The sequence below is a fragment of the Vibrio clamense genome (genome assembly GCF_050337905.1).
GTDB lineage: Bacteria > Pseudomonadota > Gammaproteobacteria > Enterobacterales > Vibrionaceae > Vibrio > Vibrio cortegadensis.
Map to the genome: position 1 here is coordinate 38,601 of NZ_JAKJTJ010000033.1, position 19,781 is coordinate 58,381.

Below are 19,781 nucleotides of genomic sequence, written 5' to 3' on the forward strand. Positions count from 1 at the left end.
GGTCATATTTAAGCAATAAGTAAGCTCTGTGGTTTATTTATTGACTTGTATCAGGGGAAAGTTTATGCATAATAACTTCCCCCAACTTGAATCCTGTTCATTTTAGGTTCAAGATAGGCGGTTAGAATACTCAATCGATGTAAGTTTAATCGATTCGAAGTAGGTAATACTCCAGATCAGAGATTGATGAGGAATTGAATGACAAAGCAAGCATACCCAATGGCTCTAGTCACACAAGACAGTTTAGACAGCTATATTCGTTCTGCTCACAGCTACCCAATGCTGACACCAGAAGAAGAGCGCAGTCTAGCTGAGCGACTACATTACAAGGGTGAAATCGATGCAGCGAAAGGTTTGATCCTTTCTCACCTTCGATTTGTTGTCCATGTGGCTCGTGGTTATTCCGGTTACGGACTGCCAATGGCCGACCTTGTCCAAGAAGGTAACATCGGTTTGATGAAAGCGGTAAAACGCTTTAACCCAGAAGTGGGCGTCCGACTGGTCTCTTTTGCTGTTCATTGGATTAAAGCTGAAATCCATGAGTATGTATTACGTAACTGGCGTATCGTAAAAGTAGCAACGACAAAAGCTCAGCGTAAATTATTCTTTAATCTACGTAAGTCAAAAAAACGCTTAGGTTGGTTTAATAATGGTGAAGTTGAGACGGTAGCGAAAGAGTTGGGTGTCGACCCTTCTGAAGTTCGTGAAATGGAATCTCGCTTGGCTGCTCAAGATCCAACGTTTGAAATGCCTTCTGACGATGATGATTCAGCTTCTGCTTATACTGCTCCTGTTCTGTATCTTGAAGATCATGCTTCAGATGTTGCAGAAAACATTGAGGCGGATAACTGGGAGTCGCATACTAATAACCGCTTAGGGCTCGCTTTGGCTACTCTTGATGAGCGCAGTCAGCATATCGTGCGATCTCGTTGGTTAGAAGATAATAAATCGACCTTGCAAGAGTTGGCCGAAACTTACAGTGTTTCTGCCGAACGAATTCGCCAACTAGAAAAAAATGCCATGAAGAAATTGAAACTGGCGGTTGGAGAGTTCTAACGACCTCAAACAAATATTATGAAAAAGCCGAGATCATTTGATCTCGGCTTTTTTGTGGGTGATCGAAAATAAATCGAAATAAGATCGTATATGACAACTTTACCTGTGGGTAAGTCTGTGGGGTAATTCTTCAACAGTAGTGAAAAAGCAGGGTGTATCAAGGCAGGAGAGCGGTTTGTCTTGTGGGGATACTTTCCATCTTACACACAAATAAATAAGGATCATTACTATATATAGTGGATCTAATTTGTAGGTAACACTTTATCAACGCAATCCACAGCTTTATCCACAAACGATGGTTTTTTGAACGTTAGTGGATAACCCTACTGAGTGTCTGTGCTTGTTTGTCTTGGGATAGGTTACAATGACTAAATAATAATTAGCCTAAGAGAAAGTCAATGGAACAGTTTCAACACATTAATGTTCAAGATGCCAACAACCTGATAGATCAGAAAGGCGCTCGCCTTGCCGACATTCGAGACCCACAGTCTTTTGCTGTTGCTCATGCGAAATCGGCTTACCATTTGACCAATGACAGTATGGTTTCCTTTATGGATGAAGTAGAATTTGAACAGCCTATTTTAGTTATGTGCTACCACGGAATTAGTAGCCAAGGTGCGGCACAATATCTAATTAACCAAGGCTTTGAACAAGTTTATAGTGTCGATGGTGGGTTTGAAGCTTGGCACCGTGCACAGTTACCAATAGAGAATCACTAAATGATAAGACTGATCACATTAAATAATCCTCGAGTTGCCCAATCGTTCATTGATTATATGGCAACGCGTCAAATTGAAGTTCAGATGATGCCTGAAGGAAGTGGTCAGTTTGCATTGTGGCTCAGGGATGCGCAATTTCAAATTGAGGTCGAATCTGAACTGAATCAATTTTTGCAAAACCCTCAGCAGAGTAAATACCAAGCTGCATCGTGGGATGTGGCTGAAACGAGAAAGAACGTACTACATTATCCAATGCCAAGCATGCTAGCCATGATAAAAGCAAAGGCTGGACCTTTTACTCTTGTGATTATGCTGACTTGTATTGTCGTTTTTATTTTGCAACAAGTTGGTTTTGGACAGCAGATATTCTCTGCTTTGCATTTCCCCGCAATTGAAGGACAACAATGGCAAATTTGGCGCTGGTTGAGCCATGCTGTATTGCACTTTTCTGTCATGCACATCGCATTTAATGTTCTGTGGTGGTGGCAACTTGGCGGCGATATTGAGAAAAAGCTGGGTGCGTTCAAGCTCGCCCAGATATTCGTCATTTCTTCCGCTTTATCAGGAGCAGGGCAATACTGGATTGAAGGGGCTAATTTTGGTGGGCTCTCAGGGGTTGTGTATGCATTGGTTGGCTACTTATGGGTCTTTGGCACTCGTGCGCCACATCAAGGTTTATCGATTCCAAAACCAATAGTGGGGTTCATGCTGGTATGGCTCGTTCTGGGGTTTGTTCAACCATTTATGGCGATAGCAAATAGTGCACACTTAGCAGGTTTGCTCAGCGGTGTTGTTCTTGCCTACATCGACAGTGCTAAATATAAGAAAGCGTAATAGCCTTTCTGTTGGGTTTGAATATAAAAAAAGCGACATGAAGTCGCTTTTTTGGTTCTTTCATCGGTATAGACCTCATTGGTCTAGAGCTTATTAATAGATGGTTTATTAATAGAAAGCTTTACTGGTGACGCGTTTTATTGATAAAGATATTTTGTGAAAAGTAGATCGGCGATTAACGTTTTTCCCGTTTCAGGGAGTAAAATCGTATTTAGGTGATCAACTAACACTTTTCTCAAATCTTCACGTCCTGAGAGTGATTTTACGGTATCTTCTGATTGTTGGCCAAGTAGCTCAATAACAGCATCACGAATTAATGGTTGGTGAAGCTCCACCGTCGCTAAGTCTGCTGAATTAGCGACCATGATATCGATACGAACTTGAATATAGCCAAGCTTCTTACCTTTGGTATGAAAATTGGTTGTTAGATCCGGTTCTAATGTAAAGTAAGCCAATGTTGGAGCCGCTTCTTCTTCCGCAACGGTTGGGAGCGACATAAGAACGCTGAATGCGAGAAGTATCTGGGTTATATAACGTTTATACATAGTGCTAACTTTTCTTTCTCTTATCTCGATATTCGAAACGCCTTTGTCTTGGTACAATGGAGAGTCAAAAATTTATAATAAACAATATGGTCAGAGTGACCACTCATTGAAGCTTTATTGTACGATATAAAGCCACTAATTGAATACTAGTATGAATCAACTTACAGCACCTTATCTATCTTATTTATTAGAGGTAGAGTGGCAAAAAATAGAAAATTTCGTGTTCCCGAGTGAATTTGCCAAGCAATGGCTTTTAGAGCAAGGATCACTTTCACGTCGATTAGGTGAACATTGTCAGAATTTGACGGTTGAACTGTTACATAACCAGATTGTTGATATGTCCGTACTCAAGGATGACGAAACGAGCTTATTATCTCCTCAAGAATGTTTATTACGAGAAGTGGTGTTGAGTGGTGATAAACAAGCTTGGGTTGTAGGTCGAACACTGATCCCACGTTCAACATTGATTGATCAGCAGTATGATTTAGCAAGGCAAGGGGATATCCCATTAGGGCTGACCGTGTTCAGTGCTGATGCCGTTAAGCGTGATGGCTTGCAAGTGGGAGTTATTATGACTCCTGATGGTCCACTATTGGCTCGTCGCTCTCGGTTATGGATGAACCATAAGCCGATGCTCGTGGCTGAACTATTTTTACCGACATCCCCAATTTACTCTAAGGAGAGAGTGTAAATGACAGCATCGAAAGCTCGCGCCTATTGGCAGTTGATGCGTATGGACAGACCGATTGGAACCTTGTTGCTCTTATGGCCGACCCTTTGGGCATTAATTATTTCAGCACAAGGCATCCCAGATGTAAGCGTGCTTGTGGTATTTGTCGCAGGTGTGATTCTAATGCGTGCTGCTGGTTGTGTGATTAATGATTTTGCCGACCGCAAAGTCGATGGGCATGTAAAAAGAACCAAGTCACGTCCATTACCCGCAGGAAAAGTGAGCTCGAAAGAGGCGGTAGGGCTGTTTTTAGTGCTCGCAGTGGTCTCTTTTCTGCTGGTATTAACCATGAACCCACTCACCATTCAGCTCTCTTTTGTCGGGCTTGTGTTAGCGTTCATCTATCCATTCATGAAACGCTTTACCCACTTACCACAACTGTTCCTCGGTTTGGCATTCAGTTGGGCGATTCCTATGGCTTGGGCTGCACAGTCTGGTGAATTACCGACGTTAGTGTGGTTTGTCTTTGGTATTAATGCACTATGGACAATTGGCTACGATACTCAGTATGCCATGGTGGATAGAGATGATGATCTTAATATCGGCATCAAATCGACGGCTATATTATTCGGTCGTTTTGATAAGATGGCGGTAGGTTCTTTTCAGTTAATATCGCTAGCGATGCTGATTGTGCTGGGTAACTGGTTAATGCTAGGGGCGAGTTATTATTGGGCATTGTTAATCGTTGGCGCTCTGTTTGTCTATCAGCAGCACCTAATTCGTCATCGAGATCGTGATCTCTGCTTTCAAGCTTTTTTGAATAATAACTATGTCGGCATGCTTGTCACATTGGGTTTGTTTATTGCTTACTGGTAACCAAAAGCTATAGAAAGATAGAAAGATAGAAAGATAGAAAGATAGAAAGATAGAAAAAAGGCATCCCTCGGTAGGATGCCTTTTTGATCATGGTGTTACCAACGCTCACTTAAGCGTGGTAAGCACTTTCTTGAATGGTTAGGCGTATCTCTGGGTAAAGCATAGAAAACAGTAGATTAGAGAATTCACGCGTTTTCTCTAAGTCACAGTTACCATCTTGGTCGAGATAATCTTGTTCTTTCAATGTATTGAACATCGCAGAGAACACGCCTTTATCGAAGAATTCTGGTGCATTGATACCGTGTAGGCGACCTAAGCGCTGAGCGATATCTTGGCTCTTCTGTTCTAAATCTGATTTACCTAGCTCAGGGTTTGATACCAATAAGTTCATCGTAATCGAGTAGCGTTGTAGCGTTTCTGTAATTGTGCGTCCTAGCAGCATTAACGTCTGGCTATTTGATTCATTGATTGAGATGACATCGTCATCAATCGTGAGCATTTTCTGTTGAGAAAGTTCATTCACAATCGCCGTGACTACGCCATCTAACTGCTCATCTTCATAGCTTAAGAACAGCTCTTTCTTTAAGAAAGGATAAATGTTCGCAACATTCTCTTGGACTTGTTGAATCGATAAGTGGCGATGACGAATCAACATCTGTGCAATGAGCGAAGGCAAGGCAACTAAATGAATGATGTTATTGCGATAATAAGTCATCAAAATCGACTGGTTGCGATCGAGTGAAATGATGTCACCCATGCTGTCAGATTCGATAACAAACTTATTCAGTGACTCCGCGTGTTTCACTAACTCAGCCGCACTCTCACTTGGAATTGTACTGGTTGCTGAGTAAGGAATATTTCTTAAGATCGATAGATAACAGTCAATCTGAGAGATCAATGAATCACGAGATAATGCACGCTGACGAGAAGCCAATAGAGCGGTGGCACATAAAGTTAACGCGTTGGTGGCAGCAGCATCATTGATATGCGTCATCATCTTAGTGGCAAGTTGATTAACCACAGGGTTTAGCCATTGTGGTTTGGTTGTGCCCATCGCATCAATATCTTTATTCCACTCAGGAGCATGTTCATTTAGGTATTGATTCAGAGGAATTGGCTCACCAAAGTTCACGTACCCTTGGCCGAAATTACGCAGTTTACGAATGGTTCGTAGAACTAAACTCGCATTCTCTTTCTCTTTGCGTTTACCGCGTAGCTCTTTGGCGTAAGTGCCCACTTCCATTACGTGCTCGTAGCCGATGTAAACCGGAACTAACGTAACAGGGCGATCCAATCCACGGAGCATGGCTTGAATCGTCATCGCAAGCATACCTGTTTTCGCTTGCAGCAAGCGGCCAGTACGAGAGCGTCCACCTTCACTGAAATATTCGACAGAGTAACCTTTAGTGAACAACTCTGCTAAATACTCACGGAAAATAGTCGAATATAATTTATTGCCTTTAAAGCTACGGCGAATAAAGAACGCGCCACCACGGCGGAAAATAGGACCCGCAGGGAAGAAGTTTAAGTTAATACCAGCGGCAATATGTGGTGGAACCATACCTTCATGATAAAGCACATAAGAAAGTAGTAAGTAGTCCATGTGGCTGCGGTGACAAGGAACATAAACGATTTCATGTCCATCTTGTGCTAAACGACGCACGGTTGCCGCATTATTAATATTCAGACCTTGATAGATTTTATTCCATACCCAGCCCAATATTTTTTGACCATTTCGGATGAGCGAATATGAGAAGTTCGCAGCAATTTCATCCATGATCGCTTGGGCTTCTTTGCGCACTTTCTCTATCGGGATGTTTTTGGCTTGTGCTTCTTCTTCAATCGCTTTTTCAATAACCGCTGATTTCAGTAAGCGATCAAACAGCACCATGCGATTAGGTAAATTAGGGCCAGATGCTGCCAGTTTTTGGCGAGAAAAGTGAATTCGAGCCACTCGAGCTAATTTGTGCGCGATAGTTTCGTCGGTGCCGTGGGTATCTGCCATATGGCGTAGTGATACCACAGGGCTAAAGCGAACGAGGCAGTCTCGGCCAGATACGATAACGGCTTTCGCTTTTTGTAAACCATTCATCGCTTGCAAGTACGGCTTCTGTTTATCTTCTTTACCTGGCTTGCGACCCCAAAGTACCGTCGCAGGGATAACCTGTACGTCTAACTCAGAATCCAAGCTATGTAATTTTAGTAGCTCTGAGAATAACGAAATTGAATCACTTGGAACATGCTGATCATTTTGAACAATCGTAGGTCGTGATGAGATAAACACAAAACGTTTAAAGGATTGGCCATTGATCTCTAAAGGTGAAAGTGGATCGGGTAGCCCGAACTCTAGAGCATGTTTTTGAAGAGTCAGTAGGTCGACACTGGAGCGAAAAGGCAATGCATAAACAATGGGTTTATTGATATCAATACTATGGTCTTCAATAGGATTTGAAGGAATAGCCGTTCCTTTTACTAATAATGACATGGGTAATTTTAGTAATGAACGTGAGAAAGAGTGCCCTGAAGACATAAAGGTTCGCAGCCTCGAAAGTTATAAAAAATACATAGGCGTATCTTTACTTTCAACCACATAAGACAGAAAGGCTTAGGAAAAAAATAGAGATAGGCATAAGCGTTAAATTTAAGCGATGCAAGAATACCAGAAACTGGTCTAACCTTTTAATGGTATTAGTCATGTGAGCATCAATTAATGTAAAAGTATTCACTCACTAAATTTAAGTATACGCGATAACGGGTTAAAAAATATTAAACCATCGTTCTAGAAGCATTGATGTTTAATCGGCTGAATGTATGAATAGTTCAGTCGTTCTCGCAATGAATGAAGAGATTAAAAGACTAAAAAAGAGAGGTTTTTCCTCGGTAATGATGCAGGAACTCGTGCGTCTTTATGAAACAAATTAAAAAACAACCAATTAGCTTTTCATTTCACCACTTACTGGATATACTCACAGTCAACTGTATAAAAAGACAGGTGACTTATGAAGCCGTTAACGCCCCGCCAGCAACAAGTTTTCGATCTAATCAAAAGTAAGATTGAAGAAGCCGGAATGCCACCAACACGAGCCGAAATTGCCCGTGAACTTGGCTTCCGTTCTGCGAATGCTGCAGAAGAACATTTAAAAGCGCTTGCTCGAAAACAAGCGATTGAAATCATTCCGGGAGCTTCACGCGGTATTCGTATCCTTCTGGAAGATGCCCCTGATGAGGGTTTGCCTCTCATTGGACAAGTTGCCGCAGGTGAGCCAATTTTAGCCCAGGAGCATGTGGAGACTCACTACAAAGTGGATCCTGGTATGTTCAAGCCTCAAGCGGATTTCTTACTGCGCGTAAATGGCGAAAGCATGAAAGACATCGGAATTATGGACGGAGATTTACTTGCGGTTCATAAGACACAAGATGTGCATGATGGACAAGTGGTCGTGGCTCGTGTCGATGAAGATGTAACGGTTAAGCGCTTAGAGCGTAAAGGTTCTACCGTACTATTACATGCTGAGAATGAAGAGTTCTCGCCAATTCAAGTTGACCTCACATCTCAACATCTTGCGATTGAAGGCATCGCCGTTGGTATTATTCGTAATACAGACTGGATGTAGTTTATGGGATTTATTCTCAATAACTTGCAAGTGTAATTGATATTCATTATCATCTTCTTTATGGTGACATAAGGAAGATGATGATGCCCCGACCAAATAAAAAAACTGACTCTAGTTATCAAATTCCAGCCAATTTGTTACAACCTCTTTGGCTTCGAAGCCGAGAAAGTTTAGTTGATAATGGACTGGTGTATGACCCTATCGCAGCCCAAGCATGTCAACGTTGCTATCTTGCTGCTGAATGCTTATCTGGGAATGTTGACCAGAAACAACTCCTTCATGCCACTCTTACTCAATTATGCGATGCACAAGTACTCCTGTTCTTACAACAATACCCAGATGCGTGGGTGATTAACGTTGGAGCTGGGCTCGATACTCGTTTTTATCGTATTGATAACGGTCGTTGTCATTGGCTTGAGCTGGATGTCACTGAAAACCTAGTGTGGCGACAGAAACTATTTCACAAGAATGAACGTTACCAATTGAGCTGTGGATCTGTGAATGATTTATCATGGCTCGATAAGTTGAACATTCCTGAGCAAGCCCCTGTGATGCTCTTGTGTGAACAAGCGTTGTTAGATTGTTCAGAAAAGCAGGTTGCCAACTTTGTACAAGCCCTAGGCCGTCATTTTGTTCAAGCTCATGCGTGCTTGGTTCTCGCGGGAGATCAAACCTCTTCCCGTATTGGTCAAGGTTTAGGTTCTAGTGATTATCAACACGGCTTTTCATCTCCTAGTGAGAAAGTACTGAATTGGCTGCCATGGGCGCAATGGATCAGACAATTTTCGCCACTCGATAAAAACTGCAGCCGTTGGAAATTTTGGCAGCGATGGTTATGCCGTTTCCCCTCATTAAAGCAGAGGTTAACCCCCGTTCTTATTCAACTTCGCTGGTAGGTGAGTTAGAGCCTTGCTTTGATGTCGCTGATTGTCGCGTATGAGATCACCGCTGAATGAGTAGCGGCTGAAATTCGACTAAGCTACACTCGCTCATCAACCAAAGAGGTGAGCGTGCAGAATCTATTCTTCCAAACTTTATCCAATCAAGCAGTACACAAACGCGTGTTGTTGCTTGCTATCCCAATGGTGTTATCCAATATCACGATTCCTTTATTAGGTTTAGTGGATGCCGCCGTCATTGGTCATCTTGAGCATGCTTGGTACCTCGGCGGTGTGGCTTTAGGTAGCATGATGATCAGCGTGACTTTCTGGTTACTTGGTTTCTTGAGAATGTCGACCACAGGACTTGCTGCTCAAGCATATGGCGGCGAGGATAAACGCCAACTGGCTTTGGTTTTTGTTCAGGGTGTTGGAATGGCATTGAGTTTTGCATTTATTTTCTTGCTATTACACAGCGTCGTCGCCGATATTATTTTCGCTTTTAGCGATGCGAGTGAACAAGTTAAGCAATACGGAGAGCAATACTTTTCGATTCGAGCTTGGAGTGCGCCAGCAGCGTTAGCTAATTTTGTCATTTTAGGCTGGTTACTCGGAACGCAAAATTCGAAAGCGCCTATGTGGATGGTGATTATTGCCAATGTCACTAATATTGCACTCGATATTCTTTTTGTAATGGGGTTAGGGTTAAAGGTCGAAGGTGCTGCCTTTGCTTCCGTTATAGCGGATTATGCAGGGATGAGTTTCGGTTTGCTATGTGTCGCTCGGGTGTGGCGACAAAAATCACTGCCTTCCCCAATGGCGATTTTGTCTCAAGCTCGTTCTGGTTTAAGCCGATTCATTAATTTAAATCGTGATATTTTCTTACGTTCACTTTGCTTGCAGGCCGCGTTTAGCTTTATGACCTTTAAAGGTGCGAACTTTGGTGATGAAGTGGTTGCTGCTAACGCGGTATTGATGAGTTTTCTAATGATGATCTCTTATGGCATGGATGGTTTCGCATATGCGATGGAGGCCATGGTTGGAAAAGCGATTGGAGCTAGGGATCGTGCGGAGCTAAATCAATCGCTCATAGGTACTTTTTTCTGGAGCTTGATCATCTGCGTTGGGCTGACCTTTGTTTTTGCTTTTTTGGGATCGCACATGATCCTGTTGATCACCTCTATCGGTGAGGTCCAAGAGCTTGCCAATACCTATTTACCTTGGCTTGTAGTTATGCCTCTCGCGGCGATGTGGTGTTTTTTGTTGGATGGTATCTTTGTTGGTGCAACGAAAGGCAAAGAGATGAGAAATAGTATGTTTATTGCAACCAGCGGCTTCTTTCTACTCTTTTTCCTTTTTTCTTCACTTGGTAATCATGCGTTATGGTTGGCGATGATCGGTTTTATGCTAATGCGTGGCATTGGTTTGGGAACTATTTTTATCTATCAATGGAAGAAAGGGACGTTTTTAGGTGATTTTGACATTAAGAGCAGTGTTGCCTGATTAATTAAATTTTATAATAAAGCGCCCTCACTGACGAGGGCGTTTTTATTTGAAGGAGAACTCTAGCGTTACATCAGCTTATAGCGACTTAATCCCATCGCGACCTAACCGATATCGGTTTGCAAATATGAAGGTTAAAATAAGCGATTCAGCCCATTTAATGCGGCTACACGATAAGCTTCAGCCATTGTAGGGTAGTTAAAGGTTGTGTTGACGAAGTACTCAATCGTATTCGCCTCTCCTTTCTGTTCCATAATAGCCTGACCAATGTGAATAATTTCCGCAGCACGCTCTCCGAAAACATGGATGCCTAAGATCTCTTTTGTTTCTCGGTGGAACAGTATTTTTAAGCTACCTAAATCTTTACCTGAGATCTGTGCGCGCGCTAAATGTTTAAACGCAGATCGTCCCACTTCATAAGGCACTTTTGCTGCGGTGAGCTCTTGTTCTGTTTTACCTACTGAGCTGATTTCCGGGATGGTATAAATGCCCGTCGGGATATCTTCAATCAGATGACCTTTCGCTTGACCATGAGTGATCGCTTGAGCGACAAAACGACCTTGGTCATAGGCGGCACTGGCTAGGCTAGGGTAACCAATCACATCCCCGACAGCGTAGACATGGTCTATCTCAGTTTGATAGTTTTGGTTCACCGCAATTTGACCACGAGAGTCCGCAGATAACCCCGTCGCTTCCAAATTGAGTTTATCAGTATTACCGGTTCGTCCATTGGCATAGAGAATACAGTCGGCTTTCATTTTCTTGCCAGACTCTAAATGGACGATCACACAGTCATCAGTGCCTTCAATTTTCTCAAAAGTTTCGTCGTTACGGATCACGACACCGCTATTCCAAAAGTGATAAGACAAAGCATCAGACGTCTCGTTATCTAAGAAAGAGAGAAGTCGGTCGCGAGTATTAATCAAGTCTGTTTTGACGCCTAAGCCACGGAAAATCGAAGCATATTCACAACCGATAACTCCCGCACCGTAAATGATGATGTGTTGAGGGTCATGCTTTAACGATAGAATTGAATCGCTGTCATAAATTCGTTCATGTAAAAAATCGACATTGTCGGGTTGGTAAGGGCGCGAGCCTGTGGCAATCACAAATTTATCGGCACTGTAGATTTCAATGGTTCCATCGGCTTGAGTGACCGAGATTGTGTGAGAATCAGTAAATCGGGCGGTACCAAATACCAAGGTGCATTGGTTTCGATCGTAGAAACCTTGGCGTAAGCGAGTCTGTTTATCAATGACTGATTTGGCATGACCAAGGATGTTAGAAAACGTCGAGTGAATGCTGGAGTTGTTATTACAGAATAGGGGGTTGTTATTGAATTCAATAATACGACTGACCGCATGACGCAATGCTTTCGATGGGATCGTGCCCCAATGGGTACACCCTCCTCCAACGCTGCTCTCCTTTTCAATAATAGCGACATTCAATCCCGCTTTGGTTAATCCCATTGCTGCCCCTTCACCTCCGGGGCCACTACCAATTACGATCACGTCAAAGTGATTGGAATGTGCCATAATTCATCCTTGTTATAATTATTAACATTGCTGTAGCGAGATTTTAACTGATTAGTGGTCTTGGTAAATGAAAAGCACCCCAGAGAGTGGATCGGATCACGCAGATTCATCTAATTCTCAAATTTGGTATGCGGTATGTCTCCAAATACAGAGTTGTCGATTGCAATTGGATCTCTGGGTGTATTAACGTCTTTGGGTTATTCAAGTGGGTGAATGTAAAGCTTAAATTACGTCGTTATTCGCGTTATATTAAACACTACACATCATTCAATGATAACCAACAGAAGACCTAGTTAACTATGAAGTCCATGGGAATCCGCGCACAGCAAAAAGAGAAAACTCGTCGCTCATTGATTGACGCTGCATTTAGTCAGCTGAGTGCAGATAGAAGTTACTCGAATTTAAGCTTACGAGAAGTCGCTCGTGAAGCGGGTATTGCACCTACCTCTTTTTATCGTCATTTTAAAGATATGGATGAGTTAGGCTTAACTATGGTTGATGAGGGCGGATTACTATTAAGACAGCTGATGCGACAAGCTCGTCAAAGAATAGTCAAAGAAGGCAGCGTGATCCGGACATCGGTAGAGACCTTTATGGAGTTTATCGAGAGTAATCCTAACGTTTTTCGCCTCTTATTACGTGAACGCTCTGGTACCTCATTTGAATTTAGAACTGCGGTAGCTCGAGAAATCCAACATTTTGCCGCAGAATTGACAGAATATTTAATTACCACTGGTATGAATAGAGAAGAGGCGATGACTCAAGCTGAGGCGTCGGTCACTCTTGTTTTTAGTTCTGGTGCTGAAGTATTAGATGTAGAAAAACATGAGCGAGAAGAGCTCGAAGAAAGATTGATTATGCAGTTGCGAATGATTGCCAAGGGCGCTTTTTGGTATCGCAAAGAACGTGAACGTAACCGATTAAAAGGCAGGATTGAATAATGTCGAATGAAAATAATGCTACAACTCGTAAGTCTGAAAAAAAAACGTTGGTATTAGCACTCATCGCGGGTGTATGTGGTGATGCTCTTTTGTCTTGGATGACAATGAGCGAAGTTTCGTTTTCTATTTTTCCACTAATTGCATTGGTACTATCTGTTCAGATGCTATACCAAGAGTATCTAAGCCGTCCTGTATCTGAAGATATTCCATTAGTTGGTTTGGCATGTTTCTTTGTCGGGATGTTTGGCCACTCCGCTTTCGTAAAAGCACAATATCCAGAAGCAGGCTCAAACTTTTTCTCGATTATGGTAATGCTTGTTCTGTTGGCTTGGGTCGGCAAGAAACTTGGCTTTATGGATCGTCCAACGGCTGAGTAAGTGATTTTTAAAATAAAAAACGAGCCGAAAGTGGCTCGTTTTTTTTTGCTTTCAATTCTGTTCTACGCTTTGCGCTCTAGGAACACGCCTGCTTCCATGTGGTGCGTATATGGAAATTGGTCAAATAGAGCAAAGCGAGTCACGTTGTGAGTTTCACTTAAAATATCTAGGTTTTCTTGTAGTGTCTCAGGGTTGCAAGAGATGTACATGATTCTCTCGTAGCTTTGAACCATCTTACAGGTATCGACATCCATGCCAGAGCGAGGTGGATCAACAAAGATGGTGTTGCAGTTGTAGCTCTTTAAATCAACGTTAGCTTGCTTCAAGCGACGGAACTCACGTTTGCCTTCCATTGCTTCTGTGAAGTCTTCAGCAGACATTCGGATGATTTGCACGTTATCGATATGGTTTGCTTCAATATTGTATTGTGCAGACACAACCGATGGCTTTGCTAATTCAGTCGCTAATACACGGTCAAAGTTTTGAGCTAAAGCTAATGAGAAGTTACCGTTCCCACAATACAGCTCAAGTAAGTCACCACTGCTATCTTGAGTACAATCGATAGCCCATTCTAGCATTTTCGTTGCAACTACACCGTTGGGTTGAGTAAAGCTATTTTCGACTTGTTGGTAGATATAAGGCTTGCCGTTTACGTCCAGTTTTTCGATGACATAATCGCGGTCTAATACAATTTTCATCTTACGCGCACGGCCAATAATGTTTAGATTGAACCCTTCATCATTAAGTCGCTGTTTTAAAGCTTTGGCGTTCTCGATCCATGCTTCATCTAATTGGCGATGGTAAAGCAGAGAGACTAAGATCTCACCACTGAGTGTTGATAAGAAATCGACTTGGAATAATTTATGACGCAGTGTCTCACACTCTTTCATGGCATCAGTAAGCAGTGGCATTAAATCATTTATTAATCGACTCGCTGCTGGGAATTGATCGACGCGATATTTCTCTTTAGTCTCTTGATTGAACATGACGTAGTAGAGATCGTCACCTTCATGCCAGACGCGAAATTCTGCACGCATACGATAATGCTGCTCTGGAGATTTGAAGACTTCCAATTCAGGCACGTTGTATTGAGTAAACATTTGAGTAAGGCGTTCAACCTTCTCGGCCAATTGTTCTTGGTAGCGTTGCGGGTTTACATCTAGAGTCGCCATGTTCATGCCTTTTTGGTCGCGTGCATTTAAATCAGAGCGCAGATTTTATTCAATCCCTCGCGCTTGTCCAGTGCTGTTGTGTAATCCGTCTAAATTGTGTCCTAAAAACTATAGCTTATGCCTATCTTTAACTAGACAAACTATCAATAGCTTAATACTATCCTCGCGAGCTGGTGCCATTTTAGATGTATAGATGGCCGAAAAGGGAATCTGGTGTAAATCCAGAACTGACGCGCAGCGGTAAAAGAGAACGAGTATTTGTCAAACACTGCACATAGGTTTGTGTGGGAAGTTAAATATAAGGTGGCCTATTGGCTGTGCTCTTAAGTCCGAATACCTGCCAGCAGCTGAGTCATATCGGATGATTTAGTCGGAATTTACGCGATTTAGGAATACAAAATGAACAAATCCCTTTTAGCGATCGCTGTAGCATCGCTGCTTACCCCTATCTCTTATTTACATGCCCAAGAAGCCTCTGCTGATGAAACCATGGTGGTGACGGCTAATCGCTTTGAGCAGCCTCTAAATGAAGTTATTGCTTCAACTACTGTTATTACCAAACAAGAAATTGAAGAGTACCAAGCAAAGTCATTGGTTGATGTATTAAAACGAGTGCCTGGAATTGAGGTTTCTCAAACGGGTGGCCGTGGGCAAAGTGCCTCTATTTTTATGCGTGGCTACAATAGTGATCATGTCTTAGTCTTGGTTGATGGTGTAAGAATTGAAACATCGGCAGGCAAAGTTAGCTTTAATCACTTTCCAATTGGCTTAATCGAGCGTGTAGAAATTATTAAAGGAGCTGGTGGCGCTTTATATGGTTCTGATGCGATTGCTGGTGTCATCAATATAATTACAAGCACACAAGATGCAGAAGAAAGAACATCTGTAAATATTGGTGCGGGTAGTGACAACCAGCGTGAAGCTAGCTTCTCGACAACAAAAAAAGTAGCGGCAAGCGGTACGCTTAAACTTGCTGGTGGTTTTGAAGAAACTGAAGGTTTTGATATTAAAGACCCTGCAACAGGGCTGGATTATGGATATGAAAGCAGCAATATTTTTGCTGGCTATTCGCATCAAATTTCAAAACAGTGGTTAGGTTCACTTTCTGTTCGTTGGTTTGATAGCTTGGCGGAGTACGATTCATTTGGGAAAAAATTTGGTTATACAGAAAACTTAAGTGTAACCGGAGAAGTACAATATCAAGGTGATAAACTCAATTCCGTGTTTCGAGTAAATCAACAGGGCATTGATTCCCTGGAATATACTTCTGCAGAAGGTAAAGATGGAGCGGGAACTAAGAAATTTATTGATCAAACTAGTGTTCAATTCCTCAATCTTTATGCAATAAACAATTTGGTTTCTCTTGGTGCCGGTGCGGATTGGAGACAAGAAAAGCTCAGTGATGATTCTGTTGGGTGGGGGTTAGACCCACTAGTCGGGGAGACTCAAAATACGACTGGTGTTTATGTTTCTGGTGATATTAAAGATGAACGCTTTCATGTAAACGCGAGCGTTCGTAATGATAAGCATGATAAATACGACAATTATACCACTTGGAGTTTAGGTGGATCTTATAGTGTCGCTAAGAATCATCAAGTGCGAGCAAATATAGGTACGGCTTTTAAAGCGCCTAGCTATTCTGATTTATCAAGCAACCCAGATTTGAAAGCCGAAGAGTCTATCAATCGTGAAATTGGATATAGTGGCCAATTTGATCTCATTGATGTTGATGTCACTTATTATAACAATGAAGCCGACAATTTGATTATCTGGTACCAAGGAAGCCCATGGTATGCCGAAAATGTAGATGCGAAGCTGAAAGGTATCGAGATTTCAGCTGGATTTGATACCGGATTTATTCATCACACGATAGTTGCTGAATTTAAAGATCATAAAGATTCTAGAGGCAACAAACTCGCTAAACGAGCAGATGAAAATTATAAATGGTTGCTAGATGCTTACTATGAAGATGTTGAGTTCAACTTAACTTACCTTTATACCGGTGAGCGATTGGGGAATCCTGATGAAACCAATATTTCCGGAAATATGCTGCCATCAGTTAGCCTTTGGGATGTGTCTGTTGGCTACTGGATCAGTCCTGAACTAATTGTTCGCGGTAAAATTGATAATTTAACTGATGAAAAATACCAAACGTCGCTGGGCTATAATGCTCCAGAGCGTCGGTTCTTTACTAATTTAAGCTATCAATTCTAAATATCTAAACCGCCTTCGGGCGGTTTTTCATTAGGGATAATTATGAAAAAGAACGTTGTCATTAGTTGGTCATCAGGCAAGGACTCAACTTTAACTTTAGAGAGACTAATTGAAGATCCAGATTATGATGTGGTTGGCCTCTATACAACATATGTTGGAAACCTGGTTCCCTTTCAAGCAACACCAATCGCTGTCGTTGAGATGCAAGCCCATCTTATTGGTTTGCCTCTAATCTTAATAGAGCTGCCTGAAGTCTTTCCAAGTAATGAGGTATACCAATCAGCAATTGTTGATGGTTTAAAGCAAAGCTCATTAGACATTCAAGCCGTAGCGTTTGGGGATATGTTTTGTAACGGTATTGCCGAATACAGAAAAGAATATATTGAACCTGCTGGCTGGGAATGCGTTTTCCCACTGATGGGTACACCAAGCGAAGAACTTGCTGAAGAGATCATTCAACGTGGTATTCAAACATTTATCGTGACGGTCGATGGCCAGCATTTAGCGAATGATTGGTGTGGAAAAGCGTATACAAAGGAATTACTGAAGAACCTGCCAAGTTCGGTTGATCCATGTGGCGAAGATGGCGAGTTCCACACGTTGGTGACGAACGCTCCTTGCTTTAAAGGGAGCATTGATATTGTGCTACAAAATATCGATAGTGAAGGGCGTTTTAGTCATCAAAAATATTTAGCAACCTTGAACGAAAATTCGAGGTGATTGCCAAAATATTAGGAGCGAGTATTATTGCTGCGTATTTTTCTCGAGGCTGAAGCGTGTCTAAACAAAGTAAACGAGTGCTGGTTTTTGATTCGGGTGTTGGTGGCTTATCTGTATATCAAGAAATCAAATGCCTCTTACCTCAACTTGATTACATCTATATTTTTGATAACGAAGCTTACCCATACGGTGAGCTCGAACAAAGTGTATTAATACAGAGAGTCAAAGCTCTTGTGCTTGATTTTGTAGCCAAGCATGAGGTTGACCTTGTTGTTATTGCTTGTAACACGGCCAGTACAATAGTACTTCCGACTCTTAGAGAAGAGTTAACTATACCGATTGTCGGTGTGGTTCCTGCCATTAAACCTGCATCATTGCTATCAACCAAAGCCGTGGGACTTATCGCTACACCAGCAACTGTCACTCGAGAGTACACACATGATCTCATTAAGAGCTTCTCTCTAGATAAAAACGTAAAACTCCTTGGCTCTACAAGATTAGTTGATATGGGAGAAGAAAAGCTAAGAGGCGAAAGTGTCAATATCGATGAACTTGCGACGATTTTATCGCCTTTAGTTAATCATATTGATGTTGCGGTTTTGGGATGTACTCATTTCCCTCTAATTAGAGATGAGATTCAACAAGTGTTAGGGTCGAATGTTGTATTAATCGATTCAGGAAAAGCAATTGCGCGGAGAGTTGGAGAGTTGCTCGAACTCACCGAGATAAAAGAGAAAAGTCAGGTAGGAATGAATCAAATTTTTTGTAGTGCGCCTCCTATAAAAGAGGACGCACTAAATATTATATTGAATCAGCTAGGCTTTATTCCTGTTCAGCTTCATCAATTTCAGGATGTTTAGGGTCATTTGCAATACGTACTTTCAGAGTTCGCTGCATATAATCCTTATCATTTAATGCTGAAATAGCCGTTTGCACATCATTGCTTGCCATAACAACAAAACCAAACCCTCTACGTTTACCAGTACGCTTATCTTTCATTAGGCGTACAGCAAACACTTCACCCTGCTCAGAGAACAATTCGCGAACATGAGATTCGTTGGCTTTATAAGGTAAGTTACCTACATAAAGAGTTTTAGTTGATGGGTTTTGTTCAGGCTCACTTGCCGACTTGGTGCTTGAAAGATTAAGAATAAAAGCGGAAGCCAAAACACCGATAACAAAAGTTAGCGCAGGGGAAATAGCAACCTGCGAGAATACAATGCCACCTAGAACAACTAGAGCGACGATTAACAAGATAGATTTTTTTGAGTTCATATATGAATACTACATTTTAAGTAACGAAATAGACGCATCTACTATTAACATAATAGATACATGAATCTTACGTACATGCTTGACGTTTTTCCAACCCATTGATGTGATGCGTTTCAAATGTTGAAATTTTATTCGATAAACAATGGATTGTTTGTATTTTAAACGAACAGAAATTTTTTGCAAAAAAGTACTTGTCATAAATTCATTCATCTCTATAATGCCGCCTCACTGACACAGAACGAGACGCAAGTCACGATTCGAAATCAGTAGAGAAAATAAGTTTTTTTAAAAACATATTGACTCTTAAATTGGGAAGCGTATTATTCGCACCCCTAGCGACATGCCGAAAGGCAAGCTAGAAAAGCTCTTTAACAATTTAGACCTATCAATCTGTGTGGGCACTCGTTGATGATAATCAYTAGTTTCGCTTTGTCGAAACAAAAGATATCAATGAACTGAGTGACCAATACAAGTTCTTAGAACTTGGCACAGTCAATTCATTATCATTCTGTTGGAATGATAATAGCTTTAGAATTACATGTTTACTTCGGTAAATATTAGTTTTGAAGTCAGTATTCATTGAGCCGCATCTTAGGATGCAAAAAACTTTAATTGAAGAGTTTGATCATGGCTCAGATTGAACGCTGGCGGCAGGCCTAACACATGCAAGTCGAGCGGAAACGAGAAGTAGCTTGCTACTTCGGCGTCGAGCGGCGGACGGGTGAGTAATGCCTAGGAAATTGCCCTGATGTGGGGGATAACCATTGGAAACGATGGCTAATACCGCATAATGCCTTCGGGCCAAAGAGGGGGACCTTCGGGCCTCTCGCGTCAGGATATGCCTAGGTGGGA

The 19,781-nt window shown here is 41.9% G+C and carries 18 protein-coding genes, 1 rRNA gene and 1 riboswitch; of the genes, 14 read left to right on the forward strand and 5 right to left on the reverse strand.

The window, feature by feature from the left end:
* The first annotated feature begins 198 nt into the window (after positions 1–198).
* The 3 genes from rpoH (at position 199) to glpG (ending at position 2,609) form a co-directional block, all read left to right on the forward strand.
* Positions 199–1,056, forward strand: coding sequence for an RNA polymerase sigma factor RpoH (gene rpoH / locus L4C39_RS18030; protein WP_017051806.1), 858 nt, complete (start codon positions 199–201; stop codon positions 1,054–1,056).
* A gap of 398 nt (positions 1,057–1,454) precedes the next feature.
* Complete coding sequence (glpE, locus tag L4C39_RS18035; RefSeq protein ID WP_113798842.1) at positions 1,455–1,775, forward strand: thiosulfate sulfurtransferase GlpE; 321 nt, start codon at positions 1,455–1,457, stop codon at positions 1,773–1,775.
* Entirely contained in the window at positions 1,776–2,609 is an 834-nt protein-coding gene (gene glpG / locus L4C39_RS18040) for a rhomboid family intramembrane serine protease GlpG (RefSeq protein ID WP_113798843.1), read from the forward strand.
* Positions 2,610–2,746: 137 nt separating this feature from the next.
* Here the strand turns inward: glpG and L4C39_RS18045 are convergent, their stop codons facing one another.
* Positions 2,747–3,154: a flagellar basal body-associated protein FliL gene (locus L4C39_RS18045; protein WP_017051809.1), complete on the reverse strand. Its 408-nt coding sequence runs from the start codon at positions 3,152–3,154 to the stop codon at positions 2,747–2,749.
* 151 nt (positions 3,155–3,305) lie between these two features.
* On the opposite strand from L4C39_RS18045, the gene L4C39_RS18050 reads away from it, so the two are divergent.
* Both L4C39_RS18050 and ubiA read left to right on the forward strand, forming a co-directional pair.
* Positions 3,306–3,845 carry a chorismate lyase gene (locus L4C39_RS18050; protein WP_113798845.1) on the forward strand — a complete coding sequence of 180 codons (540 nt, stop codon included), beginning with the start codon at positions 3,306–3,308 and terminating at the stop codon, positions 3,843–3,845.
* Complete coding sequence (ubiA, locus tag L4C39_RS18055; RefSeq protein ID WP_429747288.1) at positions 3,846–4,700, forward strand: 4-hydroxybenzoate octaprenyltransferase; 855 nt, start codon at positions 3,846–3,848, stop codon at positions 4,698–4,700.
* 109 nt (positions 4,701–4,809) lie between these two features.
* Here the strand turns inward: ubiA and plsB are convergent, their stop codons facing one another.
* Positions 4,810–7,230, reverse strand: coding sequence for a glycerol-3-phosphate 1-O-acyltransferase PlsB (gene plsB / locus L4C39_RS18060; protein ID WP_113798847.1), 2,421 nt, complete (start codon positions 7,228–7,230; stop codon positions 4,810–4,812).
* Between the two features lie 469 nt (positions 7,231–7,699).
* Here plsB and lexA point away from each other — a divergent pair, with 469 nt between their 5' ends.
* From lexA to dinF, 3 genes are all read left to right on the forward strand, one after another.
* Positions 7,700–8,314 (forward strand): transcriptional repressor LexA, encoded by a 615-nt coding sequence (gene lexA / locus L4C39_RS18065; RefSeq protein ID WP_029203273.1) that lies wholly within the window; start codon positions 7,700–7,702, stop codon positions 8,312–8,314.
* An 83-nt stretch (positions 8,315–8,397) separates the two neighbouring features.
* The gene (locus L4C39_RS18070; protein ID WP_371730970.1) at positions 8,398–9,210 is read left to right on the forward strand and encodes a class I SAM-dependent methyltransferase; all 813 of its coding nucleotides are present in this window, start codon (positions 8,398–8,400) and stop codon (positions 9,208–9,210) included.
* Positions 9,211–9,324: 114 nt separating this feature from the next.
* Positions 9,325–10,695 (forward strand): MATE family efflux transporter DinF, encoded by a 1,371-nt coding sequence (gene dinF, locus L4C39_RS18075; protein ID WP_429747291.1) that lies wholly within the window; start codon positions 9,325–9,327, stop codon positions 10,693–10,695.
* A 134-nt stretch (positions 10,696–10,829) separates the two neighbouring features.
* Here dinF and sthA read toward each other — a convergent pair whose 3' ends face one another.
* Positions 10,830–12,230, reverse strand: coding sequence for a Si-specific NAD(P)(+) transhydrogenase (gene sthA / locus L4C39_RS18080; RefSeq protein ID WP_017051815.1), 1,401 nt, complete (start codon positions 12,228–12,230; stop codon positions 10,830–10,832).
* Between the two features lie 299 nt (positions 12,231–12,529).
* Here sthA and fabR point away from each other — a divergent pair, with 299 nt between their 5' ends.
* Together fabR and L4C39_RS18090 are read left to right on the forward strand one after the other, a co-directional pair.
* The gene (gene fabR, locus L4C39_RS18085) at positions 12,530–13,171 is read left to right on the forward strand and encodes an HTH-type transcriptional repressor FabR (protein ID WP_029203275.1); all 642 of its coding nucleotides are present in this window, start codon (positions 12,530–12,532) and stop codon (positions 13,169–13,171) included.
* Entirely contained in the window at positions 13,171–13,548 is a 378-nt protein-coding gene (locus L4C39_RS18090; protein WP_017051817.1) for a YijD family membrane protein, read from the forward strand. The genes fabR and L4C39_RS18090 overlap by 1 nt, the downstream gene beginning before the upstream one ends.
* Before the next feature lie 62 nt (positions 13,549–13,610).
* Here the strand turns inward: L4C39_RS18090 and trmA are convergent, their stop codons facing one another.
* Positions 13,611–14,720, reverse strand: coding sequence for a tRNA (uridine(54)-C5)-methyltransferase TrmA (gene trmA, locus L4C39_RS18095; RefSeq protein ID WP_429747294.1), 1,110 nt, complete (start codon positions 14,718–14,720; stop codon positions 13,611–13,613).
* A 154-nt stretch (positions 14,721–14,874) separates the two neighbouring features.
* Positions 14,875–15,079: riboswitch (cobalamin riboswitch) on the forward strand.
* A gap of 40 nt (positions 15,080–15,119) precedes the next feature.
* On the opposite strand from trmA, the gene L4C39_RS18100 reads away from it, so the two are divergent.
* The 3 genes from L4C39_RS18100 to murI are packed head-to-tail and all read left to right on the forward strand — an operon-like array spanning position 15,120 to position 18,514.
* Positions 15,120–16,934 carry a TonB-dependent receptor domain-containing protein gene (locus L4C39_RS18100; protein ID WP_429747296.1) on the forward strand — a complete coding sequence of 605 codons (1,815 nt, stop codon included), beginning with the start codon at positions 15,120–15,122 and terminating at the stop codon, positions 16,932–16,934.
* Between the two features lie 42 nt (positions 16,935–16,976).
* Entirely contained in the window at positions 16,977–17,654 is a 678-nt protein-coding gene (locus tag L4C39_RS18105; RefSeq protein ID WP_429747298.1) for a Dph6-related ATP pyrophosphatase, read from the forward strand.
* A gap of 56 nt (positions 17,655–17,710) precedes the next feature.
* The gene (gene murI / locus L4C39_RS18110; protein WP_029203276.1) at positions 17,711–18,514 is read left to right on the forward strand and encodes a glutamate racemase; all 804 of its coding nucleotides are present in this window, start codon (positions 17,711–17,713) and stop codon (positions 18,512–18,514) included.
* Here murI and L4C39_RS18115 read toward each other — a convergent pair.
* Positions 18,477–18,929 (reverse strand): RNA recognition motif domain-containing protein, encoded by a 453-nt coding sequence (locus tag L4C39_RS18115; protein ID WP_017051822.1) that lies wholly within the window; start codon positions 18,927–18,929, stop codon positions 18,477–18,479. The genes murI and L4C39_RS18115 overlap by 38 nt on opposite strands.
* Positions 18,930–19,538: 609 nt before the next feature.
* Here L4C39_RS18115 and L4C39_RS18120 point away from each other — a divergent pair.
* Positions 19,539–19,781, forward strand: a 16S ribosomal RNA gene (locus tag L4C39_RS18120); the annotation flags it as partial.

What these genes read in the sequence shown, in the direction of transcription:
- L4C39_RS18050 (WP_113798845.1), top strand. Translation starts at nt 3,306, where the DNA reads ATGAATCAACTTACAGCACCTTATCTATCTTATTTATTAGAGGTAGAG.
- rpoH (WP_017051806.1), top strand. Translation starts at nt 199, where the DNA reads ATGACAAAGCAAGCATACCCAATGGCTCTAGTCACACAAGACAGTTTA.
- fabR (WP_029203275.1), top strand. Translation starts at nt 12,530, where the DNA reads ATGAAGTCCATGGGAATCCGCGCACAGCAAAAAGAGAAAACTCGTCGC.
- lexA (WP_029203273.1), top strand. Translation starts at nt 7,700, where the DNA reads ATGAAGCCGTTAACGCCCCGCCAGCAACAAGTTTTCGATCTAATCAAA.
- glpE (WP_113798842.1), top strand. Translation starts at nt 1,455, where the DNA reads ATGGAACAGTTTCAACACATTAATGTTCAAGATGCCAACAACCTGATA.
- L4C39_RS18045 (WP_017051809.1), bottom strand. Translation starts at nt 3,154, where the DNA reads ATGTATAAACGTTATATAACCCAGATACTTCTCGCATTCAGCGTTCTT.
- plsB (WP_113798847.1), bottom strand. Translation starts at nt 7,230, where the DNA reads ATGTCTTCAGGGCACTCTTTCTCACGTTCATTACTAAAATTACCCATG.
- trmA (WP_429747294.1), bottom strand. Translation starts at nt 14,720, where the DNA reads ATGGCGACTCTAGATGTAAACCCGCAACGCTACCAAGAACAATTGGCC.
- L4C39_RS18070 (WP_371730970.1), top strand. Translation starts at nt 8,398, where the DNA reads ATGCCCCGACCAAATAAAAAAACTGACTCTAGTTATCAAATTCCAGCC.
- sthA (WP_017051815.1), bottom strand. Translation starts at nt 12,230, where the DNA reads ATGGCACATTCCAATCACTTTGACGTGATCGTAATTGGTAGTGGCCCC.
- glpG (WP_113798843.1), top strand. Translation starts at nt 1,776, where the DNA reads ATGATAAGACTGATCACATTAAATAATCCTCGAGTTGCCCAATCGTTC.
- L4C39_RS18105 (WP_429747298.1), top strand. Translation starts at nt 16,977, where the DNA reads ATGAAAAAGAACGTTGTCATTAGTTGGTCATCAGGCAAGGACTCAACT.
- ubiA (WP_429747288.1), top strand. Translation starts at nt 3,846, where the DNA reads ATGACAGCATCGAAAGCTCGCGCCTATTGGCAGTTGATGCGTATGGAC.
- L4C39_RS18100 (WP_429747296.1), top strand. Translation starts at nt 15,120, where the DNA reads ATGAACAAATCCCTTTTAGCGATCGCTGTAGCATCGCTGCTTACCCCT.
- L4C39_RS18115 (WP_017051822.1), bottom strand. Translation starts at nt 18,929, where the DNA reads ATGAACTCAAAAAAATCTATCTTGTTAATCGTCGCTCTAGTTGTTCTA.
- L4C39_RS18090 (WP_017051817.1), top strand. Translation starts at nt 13,171, where the DNA reads ATGTCGAATGAAAATAATGCTACAACTCGTAAGTCTGAAAAAAAAACG.